The sequence below is a fragment of the Mesorhizobium sp. M0615 genome, assembly GCF_040320805.1.
In the GTDB taxonomy this organism is placed as follows: Bacteria; Pseudomonadota; Alphaproteobacteria; order Rhizobiales; family Rhizobiaceae; genus Mesorhizobium.
The window spans coordinates 176,414-188,811 of sequence record NZ_JAMYQI010000007.1; the positions used below are offsets into that span (position 1 = coordinate 176,414).

The 12,398-nt window shown below is 58.0% G+C and carries 16 protein-coding genes; 9 read left to right on the plus strand and 7 right to left on the minus strand.

Annotated elements, in window-relative coordinates:
- Positions 1–6: 6 nt before the first annotated feature.
- The 3 genes from ligD to NKI46_RS14200 all read right to left on the minus strand — a co-directional run bounded on the left by ligD (position 7) and on the right by NKI46_RS14200 (position 3,329).
- Positions 7–2,649: a DNA ligase D gene (ligD, locus tag NKI46_RS14190; RefSeq protein WP_352746675.1), complete on the minus strand. Its 2,643-nt coding sequence runs from the start codon at positions 2,647–2,649 to the stop codon at positions 7–9.
- A gap of 165 nt (positions 2,650–2,814) precedes the next feature.
- A complete protein-coding gene (locus NKI46_RS14195; protein WP_023681153.1) occupies positions 2,815–3,108 on the minus strand; it encodes a hypothetical protein in 294 nt (97 codons plus the stop codon).
- A complete protein-coding gene (locus NKI46_RS14200) occupies positions 3,105–3,329 on the minus strand; it encodes a hypothetical protein (RefSeq protein ID WP_156933724.1) in 225 nt (74 codons plus the stop codon). The genes NKI46_RS14195 and NKI46_RS14200 overlap by 4 nt, the downstream gene beginning before the upstream one ends.
- A 194-nt stretch (positions 3,330–3,523) precedes the next feature.
- Between NKI46_RS14200 and NKI46_RS14205 the strand changes: the two genes are divergently transcribed.
- Entirely contained in the window at positions 3,524–4,516 is a 993-nt protein-coding gene (locus NKI46_RS14205) for a YihY/virulence factor BrkB family protein (protein ID WP_023681152.1), read from the plus strand.
- A gap of 73 nt (positions 4,517–4,589) precedes the next feature.
- Positions 4,590–4,886: a hypothetical protein gene (locus NKI46_RS14210; protein ID WP_023668045.1), complete on the plus strand. Its 297-nt coding sequence runs from the start codon at positions 4,590–4,592 to the stop codon at positions 4,884–4,886.
- Positions 4,887–4,977: 91 nt separating this feature from the next.
- Here NKI46_RS14210 and NKI46_RS14215 read toward each other — a convergent pair whose 3' ends face one another.
- Positions 4,978–6,378, minus strand: coding sequence for a phospholipase D family protein (locus NKI46_RS14215; protein ID WP_023733192.1), 1,401 nt, complete (start codon positions 6,376–6,378; stop codon positions 4,978–4,980).
- A 422-nt stretch (positions 6,379–6,800) separates the two neighbouring features.
- Here NKI46_RS14215 and NKI46_RS14220 point away from each other — a divergent pair, with 422 nt between their 5' ends.
- From NKI46_RS14220 to NKI46_RS14245, 6 genes are all read left to right on the plus strand, one after another.
- On the plus strand, positions 6,801–7,328 hold the full coding sequence (locus tag NKI46_RS14220) for a YciE/YciF ferroxidase family protein (protein WP_023681150.1): 528 nt from the start codon (positions 6,801–6,803) through the stop codon (positions 7,326–7,328).
- A 63-nt stretch (positions 7,329–7,391) separates the two neighbouring features.
- On the plus strand, positions 7,392–7,547 hold the full coding sequence (locus NKI46_RS14225; protein ID WP_155923313.1) for a hypothetical protein: 156 nt from the start codon (positions 7,392–7,394) through the stop codon (positions 7,545–7,547).
- Positions 7,544–7,756, plus strand: coding sequence for a hypothetical protein (locus NKI46_RS14230; RefSeq protein ID WP_245259911.1), 213 nt, complete (start codon positions 7,544–7,546; stop codon positions 7,754–7,756). Before NKI46_RS14225 ends, NKI46_RS14230 begins: the two co-directional genes overlap by 4 nt.
- Before the next feature lie 68 nt (positions 7,757–7,824).
- On the plus strand, positions 7,825–8,601 hold the full coding sequence (gene xth / locus NKI46_RS14235) for an exodeoxyribonuclease III (RefSeq protein WP_352746679.1): 777 nt from the start codon (positions 7,825–7,827) through the stop codon (positions 8,599–8,601).
- 119 nt (positions 8,602–8,720) lie between these two features.
- Positions 8,721–9,284, plus strand: a complete 564-nt coding sequence (locus NKI46_RS14240) for a hypothetical protein (RefSeq protein ID WP_033000226.1) — start codon at positions 8,721–8,723, stop codon at positions 9,282–9,284.
- A 14-nt stretch (positions 9,285–9,298) separates the two neighbouring features.
- Positions 9,299–9,595 carry a SemiSWEET family sugar transporter gene (locus NKI46_RS14245; RefSeq protein ID WP_023681146.1) on the plus strand — a complete coding sequence of 99 codons (297 nt, stop codon included), beginning with the start codon at positions 9,299–9,301 and terminating at the stop codon, positions 9,593–9,595.
- A gap of 1 nt (position 9,596) precedes the next feature.
- On the opposite strand, the gene NKI46_RS14250 is transcribed toward NKI46_RS14245, so the two are convergent.
- A complete protein-coding gene (locus NKI46_RS14250) occupies positions 9,597–10,196 on the minus strand; it encodes a cupin (protein WP_023681145.1) in 600 nt (199 codons plus the stop codon).
- Positions 10,197–10,321: 125 nt separating this feature from the next.
- Positions 10,322–10,831: a pyridoxamine 5'-phosphate oxidase family protein gene (locus NKI46_RS14255; RefSeq protein WP_352746683.1), complete on the minus strand. Its 510-nt coding sequence runs from the start codon at positions 10,829–10,831 to the stop codon at positions 10,322–10,324.
- Between the two features lie 120 nt (positions 10,832–10,951).
- Here NKI46_RS14255 and NKI46_RS14260 point away from each other — a divergent pair, with 120 nt between their 5' ends.
- Positions 10,952–11,140 (plus strand): hypothetical protein, encoded by a 189-nt coding sequence (locus NKI46_RS14260; protein WP_023681143.1) that lies wholly within the window; start codon positions 10,952–10,954, stop codon positions 11,138–11,140.
- A gap of 192 nt (positions 11,141–11,332) precedes the next feature.
- Here NKI46_RS14260 and NKI46_RS14265 read toward each other — a convergent pair whose 3' ends face one another.
- Positions 11,333–12,250, minus strand: coding sequence for a glycoside hydrolase family protein (locus tag NKI46_RS14265; protein WP_023681142.1), 918 nt, complete (start codon positions 12,248–12,250; stop codon positions 11,333–11,335).
- Positions 12,251–12,398 lie beyond the last annotated feature (148 nt).

Here is a 12,398-nt window from a genome sequence, read left to right on the forward strand (position 1 = left end):
ACGTCGTCATGCGGCGAGCTTCGCTGAACCAATCCGTTTGATGGCACTGCTGATCGACCGTTCGCCATCGTCGTAGTCAGCCCAGGCGACGGTCTTTTTCAGGTGGCCCGGGACCGTGCGAACGGTGTATTTTTTCGGATCGAGATCCGCCTTCACCTGACTCCAGGTCAGCGGCATGGATACAGTCGCGCCTTCCCTGGCGCGAGGGGAGAGAGGGGCGACGGCTGTCGCCATGCGATCATTCCTGAGATAGTCGAGAAAAATCCGGGATGTCCGCAGCTTCTTGGCCATGTTGACGAGGTAGAGATCCGGGCTGTCTGCCGCCATCTGGATGCAGACGGCCTTTGCGAAGGCCTTGGCCTCGGCCCATGTCGTCTTGCTGCGTTGGGCCGCCAATGGCGTCACGACATGCAAGCCTTTGCCGCCCGTGGTTTTGCAGAAGCTCACCAAGCCCAGATCTTCGAGACGATCGCGCATTTCCTTGGCTGCCGCGACCACCTTCGCAAAAGGGACTTCCGGACCGGGGTCAAGGTCGAAGACAAGTCGGCCAGGTATTTCGGGATGACCCGGCTGGCAATTCCAGGGGTGAAGCTCAAGGCCGCCTATCTGGGCGATCGCGGCCAGACCCTCGACGCGGTCGATTTGCAGATACGGTTTGTGATCGCCGAAGACTTTTACCAGCTCCAGCAGATTGGATGTGCCTGGCATTGCGTGGCGCTGGAAAAACTGCTCGCCGGCGTAGCCATCCGGCGCGCGCACGAGTGAACAGGGACGACCTTTGATATGTCTGATCATCCAGGGACCAACGGTCTCGAAATATTCTGCAAGATCGAGCTTGTCGACGGGCTGACCGTCGCCGGCATTCGGCCAAAGCGGCTTGTCCGGCTTGGAAATGATGACGCCCATGACAACCGGGCTTTTTCCTGTCTTGCCAGTCACCTTGGCAGGGTCGGCAATCGGCGTCTCTTGAGGATCAGCTGGACGCTCGGCCTCGACGTCTTTTGCGGGCTTGTCTTCACGCAGGCCTTTGAAGGCGGCCTGCCGGATATTGCCACCCCCGGTCCAGCCGGCGAACTCGATTTCCGCGACCAATTCCGGCTTCGTCCAGAAGACGGTTGAATTCCTTTTCGGTGCGCCATCGCCGGTAAACGGCGACGTCGCGGCTTTCATCTCCTGCAGCCTGGGCATCAGCTGCTTGACCTTTGCCTCGCTGAACCCGGTCCCCACACGGCCGATATAGGCGAAATGTTCACCGCGATTGACGCCGACGAGCAATGACCGGAATTTGCCGTTGGTCGTCGACCAGCCGCCGATGACCACCTCATGCCCGGCGCGGCATTTCGATTTGGCCCAGGTGTCGGTCCTCCCCGAAACATAGGTTGCATCGGCCCTCTTGGAGACAATCCCCTCAAGCGAAAGGCGACAGGCAGAACGCAGCACCGCGTCGCCGCCATTGCTGAAGTGCTCGACATAGCGGATGAGATTTTGCTCGCCGCGATCGACTTCGCCGAGCATCTCGCTCAGACGTTCCTTCCGTTGTGAGAGAGGCATCTTTCGCAGATCGACGCCATTTGCGAAGAGCAGGTCAAAGGCAAAGTAGATCAGGTCCTTCGTCCGGCGCTCCGACAGCGCTGCCTGCAGTGCGGCAAAATCGGGCGCGCCGTTCTCGCCAAGCGCTACGATCTCGCCGTCGATGATGACGTTGGGAAGACTGGCGGCCTCCTTTGCGATGGCGCCAAATTTCTCCGTCCAGTCAAGACCCTTGCGGGTCCTAAGCGCGATGTCCTTGTCTTCCACGCGCAACTGGACGCGATAACCGTCAAACTTGATTTCGTGAACCCAGTTCGTCCCGGCCGGCGGCCGGGAAAGCGTTGCGCAAAGCTGTGGTGGGATGAAGTCGGGCATCTTCGCCGCTGAGGCACCAGCGGCTCGCTTCGGCCGCGGAGCAGGCTTTGCCGACTTGGCGGCGCGCTTGTCGGCATGGCCGCGCTTGCTGTCCCAAACGGCATCCGCATCGGCCAACGATGAACCTTTCATCATGAACGGCTTCGGACCTGCCCCCTTTCCCGCTGCAATCCTTTCCATGCTCCGACCGGAGGCGACGGATCGGTCCTGAGCCAGCACCGCATCGCCATTGCCCTCTGTCGCGTATTTGTCGCGGTGTTTGATCAGCAGCCAGTTGGTCCGCTTCCCGCCATTGCGGTCATGCTTCATGCGCACGAGGACGAAGCTTCCATGCAGGCGCTTGCCCTGCAGCGTGAATTTCAGGTCGCCTTTTTCCAACGCCTTTTCGGGAGACATGGCGCCTTCCGGTTCCCAATATCCGCGATCCCACAACTGCACCGTGCCGCCACCATATTGTCCTTTGGGAATCGTGCCTTCGAAGTCGCCGTACTCCAGCGGGTGGTCCTCAACCTCCACGGCAAGTCGTTTGTCGTGAGGATCCAGTGATGGACCTTTGGTCACAGCCCATGATTTGAAGACCCCGCCAAGCTCGAGGCGAAGATCATAGTGCAGCCGCGTGGCCGCGTGTTTTTGGATGACGAACCGAAGTCGATTCGAACCCGCAATCGAGCTTTCGCCGCTGGGCTCTTTCGTCTTCGCGAAATCCCTTTTGGCCCGGTAGGTGGAAAGCTCGCCCGTTTTCATGGAAGTGCCCCGACTAATGACGCAACGCCGAACTCAACGCAGTGGGTGAGATTTGGTTCGGTTCATAGCCGAGACGGCGCCGATGCTGCTTTTCCGCTTCAGAGTGGCATCGCCGTCAAATGTAGGCATTCACGGAGATTACACGTGATGTCGTCACCGCTGACGTTAAGGTTCCTTGGTTTGCCCAACCATTTTTGCAAGCTCTGGAAATGGTGGGATGTCCAGTTCGCCTTGCGCGTTGTTTGCGATCTGCAGAAGCCGGATCGGGAAGCAGATCGCGTCACGGTTGGCCGGTGACATATCTTCGTAGGTCCGCTCGTCACTTGTCATGGACGCCTCTGCCTTTCGCAGGGCGGTATCGATCTCGTCAATTGACAGCAGACCTTTGTGAACGAGCAGATTGTTGATTGACGCGACCGCCATCATCAACCCTTCAAGCTGAAGATTGGCAACGTTCATGGCTTGACCGTGTTTCCGCCGCCCGGCCTCGCCGGGGCGTTCTGGCCATCGGATTGGTGCGTCTTGTCATCCACCTCATTGACTGGCCGCGTCAGACCGACCCCACTCTTGGGTTTCTTGTTGCCGGCCGCATCCTGAGAGAACGCATCCGAAGGATCAGGACCTGTTCTAGCCGGGTACTTCGTTGCGCCGGTCTCGCGATGGTTTTCATTATCAGGCATTTTTTGATCACTCCAATCGGATGACCGATAACCATTACGAGCCCGGCGAGTTCCGGCGCCGCATGGAACATTTCTGGCCGTTGGTGCAGAGACAAGCGGGCGTGTCTCGGCAATCGCGCCTCGCGCACTGGCGGCAGGTCTCGCTTTCGTTGCCGACAGCACTAGGTTGCTCGTTGAGGTAAAAGGAATTCCCCATGCGGGTGGCACGCGAAGCCTGGGTTCTTGGCAAGGAGAGCATCCTCGGATTCATCAACGACAATGCCCTCAGCCACGGTGCGGCGATGGCGTTCTATGCCGTTACGTCCCTGGCCCCGATCTTGTTGATCGTTGTTGCGATTGCTGGACTTGTCTTTGGGCATGAAGCAGCTCAACTCGCTCTGTCGGCCGAAATCGCAGGCGTGATGGGATCGCAAACCGGCGACCTTCTGCGCAGCACCATCGAAAGCGCTTCTCACAGAACCGCCGGCACTCTTGCCACCTTGGTGGGCATCGTCACCCTCTTCGTGACAGCCTCCGGGGTGTTTGGCGAAATGCAGCTTTCGCTCAACACAATCTGGAAGATTGACCCACCACCCATGTCTGTGTCGCGATTGGTGCGGGCGCGGGCGGCCAGCCTGGGTCTGGTTGCAGCGTTGGGATTTCTACTGCTTGTGTCGTTGGCGGCGAGTGCCGCCATTTCCGCGCTTGGCGCTGTCATCAACGCCCATCTGCCGTTCGGCACGATCATTCTCGCGTCGATAAACGGCATTGTATCATTCGTGCTGATTTCCGCTCTGTTTGCCGCGATCTTCAAGATCCTGCCGGACCGGTCGCTCGCTTGGCGCGATGTCGCAATTGGCGCGGCAGTGACCGCTTTGCTCTTCACCATCGGCAAGTCGCTGATTGGCTGGTATATCGGAACCAGCGCGATCGCATCCTCCTATGGCGCGGCGGGTGCACTGCTGGTCGTGCTGCTTTGGGTTTACTATTCGTCTGAGATATTCCTGCTCGGCGCCGAGTTCACGCGGGCCTATTCCGTCCGTCTCGGCAGTCGGTCCGACCTTCAACCGATAGTGGAGGCAGAGAGCCCGTCGCGACAGACATCGAACCCTGGGCCAACCATCCAGCGCGAGGTGCAGGCCTGGATTGTGATCACGGGTTTGCTGACCTTCGTGGCGACACGGGTCTGGCCATCGCGGCGATCTTAGCTGCTTCCCACCAATTCTGTTTCTTTGGAACGCAACCCGGACACCGGAATTGCATAGGAACAGGAGGTTGCCCATGCCAAAATTCCGCTTTGAGACGACAGTATCCGGCCAGACTACCGCTCTCGAGGAAGAGCTAGCGAGTGCGGAGATGGCCAGTCCGAGAGCAATAGAGATGGCGCGCGTAGCGGTGGCGGCGGATCCTGGGTCAGGAACCAAGCAATCGGGATCGACTATCAAGGTCTACGATGAAGCCGGATACCTGGTCGCCACAGTCAATTTTTCCGACGTGTTGCCGAGTGATCCGGACGCCGGACAGCATGGGATTGGCGACGCGGTTGTCGAAGAACCGGGTGTGATGCGGTCTGGCTGACCCGTGGTAGATCAGGGTTTCACGTTTCGCTCACGCGATCCCCGGCAGGGCAATTCGCTGAGATCGCGAGGTCCTCGGCCATCATCAGATGCTAGAGCTGAGATTCGATCGGGAGGTGACGGACGAAGACCGCCAGGATACGGCGAAAAAATCCGGCTTCTGGTTCATGCGTATAGTCCTGAATCTTGCCTTCGCCGCATCCGTGCCAATGCAGAACATTGTGCTTCAGTTCGAGCCGATAGCTTGTTTCCGGAGATATTTCCGATTGGAATCGATGCCGCAGCTCGGCGACCAATTTCGGATCCTCAAACAGCACGCCCATTTCCGAGTTCAAGGACACTGACCGTGGATCGAAATTGAAGGAACCAACAAAGCCGATATTGTCGTCGACGGTGAAAGCTTTCGTATGCAGACTGGCGCCCTTCGAGCCAAACACCGAGATTGCCGAGCGCCGGTTGAACGGCTGAAGCTCGAAAATTTTGACGCCATTCCTCAGCAGCCGCTTGCGATAGTTTGCGTAAGCGCCATGGACTGCGGCCACGTCGGTAGCGGCCAGGGAGTTGGTCAGAACCGAAACGTCAACACCGGCGCCGACAAGGTCCAGCAAGATCGCTGTGCCCCTTTTGCCGGGGATGAAATAGGGCGACACAATTTCCAGACACCCGCGGGTGGATTGGATGATCGGACGCAGCTCTTTCATAAGCCAGCTGCGACGTCTCCAACCACGAACCTTCTCCGGCGGATCGGAAATGACCCGCACGCCATCCACCCAATGAACGTCGTTGCTGGCCGCAATAAACTCCGTGATCGAGCCCCGGTTGCCGATGCCGTTCAGGAATTTGGGATCGGGGCCGGTATCGCTTCCTTCAAGCCATTTGGCATGCTCATGCTCAGCCACTGATCCCAAGGTTTTGATTGGCTTGGCTTCATTGCAAGCCCAGAAGGCATCGAATATCGCCGCGGTTTGCCAAACCGCAGGCCCCAGGAGCAGCAGATCGAGATCCCGGAAATTGGTTTCTGCCGCATCGAAATAGGCATCGCCAACATTCCGACCGCCGACAATGGCAAATTTGTCGTCAACGATCCAAGCCTTGTTGTGCATCCGTCGCGTCAATGCAAAGAGCCGCAACAGCACTTCCACACCACGCATGATCCGGCCGCGCCTGATACCGCTCGGATTGAACAACTTCAGTTCGATGTTTGGATGGTGGTTCAGCGCCAGATATGCCGCATCATTTTTGCGCGGATTGACGTCGTCAAGGAGCATGCGCACCCGAACACCGCGCTCAGCAGCTCGAAAAACCTCGCGAAGCAGCAAGCGGCCGGTGTGGTCATCATGCCAAAGGTAATACATCAGGTCGAGGCTGCGCTCAGCGCTCCTTGCCGCCAGCACGCGCACGGCGAAAGCGTCATAATTGTCCGAGACAAGCAGCAAGCCGCTCTTGCCGGCCTTGATGTTGTCGTCTGCGGTTCGCGAAAGTGATACGTCCATAAAAATTGCCACCTTTGGACGGCGCTCGCTGCCATCCCGCTCAAATCATAGCTAGAACCATTCTGAGGTATTCTGGTTGCATACGCAGCGTCCAATCACCCAATTGCTGGATGCAAGCAGGGCCAGCAATCAAGCGGCTGCAGAGCGGTCAGGAGGCTTGAGAGGCGTTGCCCCGACTGCTCTGCTGCCGCCGCGGAACTTGCTTCTCCTGTAGTCCCAGCCCCTCAGACCGTGAACTGTTGGCGGGAGCCCGATGGCGTGCACCCCGCCGCGGCTCTTCGACGAGAATGACGTGGTCGTTGTTCTCACTGAAGCGCAGGACCCTTTAAATTTAGATATCTCCATTATGCCGGAACCGGGTTCGGGTTTCCGAGTTAAGAAAATGCTCGCGACGGGCAATTTTCAACAGAGGAGACGGCACAATGCCCACTGCCAAGAAAGCCAATGGCAACAACAAGGACCTGGAGGACCTTTTCCTCGATGGCCTCAAAGACATCTACTATGCCGAGAAGAAAATTCTGAAAGCCTTGCCGAAGATGGCCAAAGGCGCATCCGAAGAGCAAGTTTCGGCAGCATTCGAGAAGCACCTCGCTGAAACCGAGGGGCAGGTCGAACGTCTGGAGGAGGTCTTCGAGATTCTCGGCGCGGCCGCGCGCGGCAAAACCTGCCCGGCGATCGACGGCATCCTGGAGGAAGGATCTGAAATCCTTCAGGAGTACAAGGGTTCGACTTCGCTCGATGCAGGGCTCGTCGGTGCCGCGCAAGCCGTGGAGCACTACGAGATCGCCAGGTATGGAACCCTGATTGCCTGGGCTACGACGCTCGGCAAGGATGACGTGGTTGCGCTCCTCAATGCGACACTTGAAGAGGAGAAGGCCACCGACGAGGCGTTGACTGCCCTCGGTGAAGCCGGCGTCAACGAACGAGCGGCAGAACGGAAAGCGGCTTGATTGATCGCCTACCCAACCGCCTCGGCGACCCATGTGCCGAGGCGGTCCCGGGAGATGAAGGACATGATCACGCATATCTACAAAGGACTGGAATGTTTCCTGCTTGAGTGTTCGGCCGCGCTGGTCAGGCGCCGCGCGCTTGGCGGTTCGCGCAGCGATCCTCGGCAGCTGCGAGAACAGCGCAGAGATGAGTTCAGGGCCCGCAAAGTCGCCGAATGAGCGCCAAGATGGAGAGTCGGATGGGCTTCTTTGGAAAATATTTCTCAGGACTGTTGAGCAAGAAATCGACTGACGGCAAGGGGAGCGGCGATATGCGGAAAGCTACCGGCGCGGGTCCGGCAATTGCCGCGCATTCCAAAGATGCAAAGACATCCGCTGCTTCCGGTCAAAGCACCAATGCTTCGAGCAAAAATGCAGATGGACGATGACAAAAGGCAAGATTTGGCTACCGACTCTATGTCGCATCGAAGCGGCGCAAAGACGTTAAATCGTCGAGATGACCCGCATCGCAACCTTCAACGTCAATGGCGTCAACGGCCGACTGCCAGTGCTTCTCAAGTGGCTTGGCGAAACCGGCTATGACATCGTCTGCCTTCAAGAACTGAAGACCTCTGACGAAAAATTTCCCGTCGACGCGATTAGAAACGCCGGCTATGGCGCAATCTGGCACGGACAGAAGTCCTACAATGGCGTGGCAATCCTCGCTCGCGGGATTGAGCCGCTGGAACGTCGTCGAGGTCTGCCGGGCGATCCCGACGATTCGCACAGCCGCTACATCGAGGCAGATGTGAATGGGCTTGTTGTCGGCTGCCTGTATTTGCCCAATGGCAATCCAGCGCCGGGGCCGAAGTTCGACTACAAACTTCGCTGGTTCCGAAGCTTGATCACCTATGGCCAGGTGCTGCTCGGCGACAGCTCACCGACAATCCTGTGCGGCGACTATAACGTCGTTCCAGGCCCGATCGACGCGGCGGTGCCGGGGCGCTGGGTTGGCGATGCCGTTTACTACCCCGAGAGCCGGAGCGCATACGCCGAAATGCTTGCTCAGGGCTGGTTCGATGCGGTTCGTCGCATTCATCCAGAAAAAGGAATTTACACCTATTGGAACTTCTCCTACCGCGGCGGGTACGATCGGAGTTCCGGGCTCCGGATGGACCATCTCTTGCTGAGTTCATCCCTATTGGATCGCCTGAAGAATGCCGGAGTAGATGCCGAAACGCGTGCATGGGACAAGCCGAGCGATCATGCGCCAGCCTGGATAGAACTTGATTGAGCTTCCTCGGCAAGGAGCCTGAAGAACCTGGTGGCGCTCCTTCGTGATTACATTTGGCCGCGCATGTCTATCGTCAACAATGAGGACTGCCGGCGCCAAGCGATTCAAAGGACGCAATGATGACAAACACTCAAAAGGAAGCTGAACTGATTGCGCGCCTTGCACGCCAGCAAGGCGTCACTGATGGCGCTGTCATGGCTGTCCTTGAGGCGTTGCGGCGTGGTGGTGGAACCATGGCCCAGTTCAGCCACGTCGACTTCGGAGGAATGTCACAATGGTCCTCCGGCATGACGATGGTCGGCGACATGTTTGATGACAGCCTCAAGGCGAAGCTCAACACTATCGCGGCGGAGCTCTCGGCCTACCTGCGCGATCATCCCGCCAAGCCACAACGCGACGACACGAGCTATCGTTCTGCAGCTATGGCCCACGCCGGCTCATGGTGGCCTGAGGAGTTTGGGAGCCCGTCTGCCGCTGGTTCTCAAAACAATATGCGCTACGCAGCGTTTCCTGAGCGAAGCCGGCTGGTCATCGACGATCATGGAAAGATGGAGATTTATGACACAGGCGACCATCGCATATCCGGTGTTTCGCAGAGCCAGAGCACGGACTCCACCCTGACCTTTGTCAGCCAGCACGGCGTGGTCCGCGTATCTGATCTTAAGCGCGTATCTGCGACGTAGGGCAGGCCGCTTCCATGCAGACAGTCACGCTCATCGGCTATCTCGCGACCGTCTGCTCGATGAGCAGTTTCACGCCGCAAGCCTGGAAAATCATCAGGACACGAGAGACAAGCGGCATCTCCGCACCGACGTATGCCATCACTGTGTTGGGGTTCGCCTTGTGGCTGGCCTTCGGCATCATGAAGGCAGAGTGGCCGATCATAATCACGAATGGCGTTTGTCTCCTGCTGTCAGCGTTCATTCTCACAATGACAGTCCTGCCGCAGGCTGAGAAAGATGCAGTTGCCAAGGCTTTCGACCCCGACGACTAAATTAACGCTTCCAACTTTTCAGAAGCGGACCTTGGCTACCATATGCAGGATCCTTGCGCGGACGCCCCACCTTGGGGATGGTTGCGAGCGCATCGCTATGCTGATCCTTGCTCCTACATTCGTCATAAGTCCCAAATGGAGGATACGCGCCGACAACCAAAAAATCATCGGATGCCGAGAGGCATTGGTGCCCGGTGCCTGCCGGGAGGACCGCGACGTCGCCAGCCTTCAGCGACAGCGTTCGTCCTTTCTTGCCGCCAAACCGGACTTCAGCATTTCCGCGGGCAATGCCCAGAACCTCGTGTATTTGCGAATGATAGTGAACGTAATCATAGATGCCGTTTCGCCAGCTATCGCCCCATCCGTTTGCATCGAAAAGCACCTCCATGACGGCTGCTGGATCAAGTCCTTCGGGCAATTCGACGGCGCCGCGATAAACGACGAGCGGCCATGCTGGATGATTGGGTACAAGTCCATCATCCTTGAACCAGAACTCATTCGACTTTCGCTGCCTCACAAATCCGGCGACAGCTTCCTTGCGCGGTCTTGCGAAACCGGTGACGTTCTCGATCACTTTCTTGCTGGTTTCCAAAATGCTCATCGACGCTGCCTCTGCGGAAAATATCGAACACGTTTTAGTCAACATGCACCAGAAGCGCTCCGTTCCGCAGGGTCAAACAAACCTTGCATGGATACGCGGCCGGAAAGCAGAGGTTAGCCGCTCGCTCAGAGCTCGACCTTTGCGTTGTCGCCCACATTCGGCTTGGCGCCGGTAACGGCCGCAAACACCATCGTTGCGGTAGCCATCATTAGCCCCGGGCTGTCCCACAATTCGCCTTCGTCGGGTTTGACCGTTATCAGACGAATCTCGGGATCATCGGCATTATCCCACCAGGCTGAGTCAGTTTTCTCCCAGAGCTCGGCGATCTTTTCCCTATCATTTGTCACTGTGGCCGGGCCTGACATGGTGACGTATTTGCAGTGGCTGTTGTCACTCCAGGCCAATGTGACCTTTGGATAGGTCGACAGCTGCTTGCTCTTGGCGCTGTCGTCATTGACGAGGAAGTATATGGCGTTTTCTTCACGGACCACACGCGCAGATAGCGGACGGGCTCGATTGTACTCGCCGTCCCAGGTCACAAACATGCAGACGTCGATGTCCTCGGCGAGTTCCCAGATGCGGTCTGTTGCCTCGGCGGGCGTGAGGTCCGTCTGCTGCTCTCGGCGGTTAGCCATAAGCGTCCTCCTGCGGGTGAATATCCTCGCTTACAACTCACGTCCCGCCACGACGTTCCAACTCACTGGGTCCTTCGGCTTGCTAAAGCGGTGGAACTTTCGAAATTGCCGGAAGTTTGGATGGCAAACGCGATGGCGGACAAGACGCTTCGAACATCAAAACGGACACCCGAGCAGGACGCAAAGGGTCAGTCGGAAAAGGACCACAAGGGCGGCGGAAACGACGGCGTCGCCAGCGCCGATCCGCGGGTGATCTCTGGCAAAAAAGACGGCGACGCGACATTCCCTGTCAAGGCACCGAAGAAATAGCTATGAGCTCATTGCGATCGCGGCAATCGTCGATCCGCATCGGCCATGTCGTTTCTCCTGCTGCGTCGGATGACACTTTACTTGCCGTCCCCGACGCGGATCACCTTCACCCTCAGGAGTTTCATGGCCGCATGACGCGCATCCGCCTCAAGGCGCTAATGGCAGCCTGAAGGCGCTAATGGCAGCCTGGAATCACGCGACCTTTGAAAAGAGAGCGACGTCGCATCTGGCCAAACCGTAGCGCCATCGGTGATCGGTTGTGGCAACCCGGCTCTGGTAGAACAGCGAAAGCTGACTTCCTTCGATCATCACTGTCGAGTGGCCGTTCTCGCCCGGTTGACCTGGCTCCAGCACCGGGCCGATCGAAACGTAAGGTCCGCTGACCTCGTCGGCTATGGCAAAAAACACCCGTTGCCGGTTTCCCCGAAGGCCGTCCGGAAGAAAGCACGTGGCATTGAGAAGCACCCGGCCGTCCGGCAATTCGATCAGTTGCGCGCCCTCAATGCCCCATTCGTAGTCGGGATCATCTCTGGTGTTATGGTGGGGAACATCGTTGTGGTCGAGGATTTTGCCGATCCGCTTCCACGGACCGAACCACGAGTCGGACTGGCTACGCGCCAGATAGATGTCGGGCTGAGGCACCCTGGTGAATTTTGGCATAGCCGAATAAACGAGGTAGCGCCCACCGCCAATGACCGCCGGATGCGGATCGTAAATTCCGTCCTCTTCCGTGTCCGGGATGGCCAGAATGGCCGGACTGAGGACTACCCAATGGAACCCGTCGTTGGAAACCGCATGCTCGCAACGGCCACCCGACTTCATGAATTCCGTCTGGATGAACATGTGGAAGACGCCGCACTCGTGGGTCACACCGGGAGCCGCAACACCAGTGCCGTTGATTGGAAGTTCGATCGGCTCATGCTCGGCCCACGGTCCATACAGATCGGGCGCCGTGGCATGCAAGATTCTCCACGTCTCAGTGGTGACCGTGCCGCTTGACCCGAAGACGTGCCAGACGCGGCCATCGAAGACAGGACACGGGTCCTTGAGATCATCCACGCTTTGCGGATGAAACAGTGGAAAAACGTTGGTTTCAAAGTTGATGTTCATGTCAGCCCCGGAATTCGCCTCGGCAGTCGGAGACGCGCAGAGATACAGGCGAATCATTGATGTTAGGCACATTCTATAGCCAACGAGTTCAACGCAAATACGGCAATGCCGCTGTCCACCAGCATTCCTCGTTGAACCACGGTTTCAG

Coding starts and splice junctions, on each gene's coding strand:
- NKI46_RS14240 (WP_033000226.1), top strand. CDS start 8,721: ATGACAAACACTCAAAAGGAAGCTGAACTGATTGCGCGCCTTGCACGC.
- NKI46_RS14260 (WP_023681143.1), top strand. CDS start 10,952: ATGGCAAACGCGATGGCGGACAAGACGCTTCGAACATCAAAACGGACA.
- NKI46_RS14245 (WP_023681146.1), top strand. CDS start 9,299: ATGCAGACAGTCACGCTCATCGGCTATCTCGCGACCGTCTGCTCGATG.
- NKI46_RS14255 (WP_352746683.1), bottom strand. CDS start 10,831: ATGGCTAACCGCCGAGAGCAGCAGACGGACCTCACGCCCGCCGAGGCA.
- ligD (WP_352746675.1), bottom strand. CDS start 2,649: ATGAAAACGGGCGAGCTTTCCACCTACCGGGCCAAAAGGGATTTCGCG.
- NKI46_RS14220 (WP_023681150.1), top strand. CDS start 6,801: ATGCCCACTGCCAAGAAAGCCAATGGCAACAACAAGGACCTGGAGGAC.
- xth (WP_352746679.1), top strand. CDS start 7,825: ATGACCCGCATCGCAACCTTCAACGTCAATGGCGTCAACGGCCGACTG.
- NKI46_RS14265 (WP_023681142.1), bottom strand. CDS start 12,250: ATGAACATCAACTTTGAAACCAACGTTTTTCCACTGTTTCATCCGCAA.
- NKI46_RS14210 (WP_023668045.1), top strand. CDS start 4,590: ATGCCAAAATTCCGCTTTGAGACGACAGTATCCGGCCAGACTACCGCT.
- NKI46_RS14215 (WP_023733192.1), bottom strand. CDS start 6,378: ATGGACGTATCACTTTCGCGAACCGCAGACGACAACATCAAGGCCGGC.
- NKI46_RS14195 (WP_023681153.1), bottom strand. CDS start 3,108: ATGAACGTTGCCAATCTTCAGCTTGAAGGGTTGATGATGGCGGTCGCG.
- NKI46_RS14205 (WP_023681152.1), top strand. CDS start 3,524: ATGCGGGTGGCACGCGAAGCCTGGGTTCTTGGCAAGGAGAGCATCCTC.
- NKI46_RS14250 (WP_023681145.1), bottom strand. CDS start 10,196: ATGAGCATTTTGGAAACCAGCAAGAAAGTGATCGAGAACGTCACCGGT.
- NKI46_RS14225 (WP_155923313.1), top strand. CDS start 7,392: ATGATCACGCATATCTACAAAGGACTGGAATGTTTCCTGCTTGAGTGT.
- NKI46_RS14200 (WP_156933724.1), bottom strand. CDS start 3,329: ATGCCTGATAATGAAAACCATCGCGAGACCGGCGCAACGAAGTACCCG.
- NKI46_RS14230 (WP_245259911.1), top strand. CDS start 7,544: ATGAGCGCCAAGATGGAGAGTCGGATGGGCTTCTTTGGAAAATATTTC.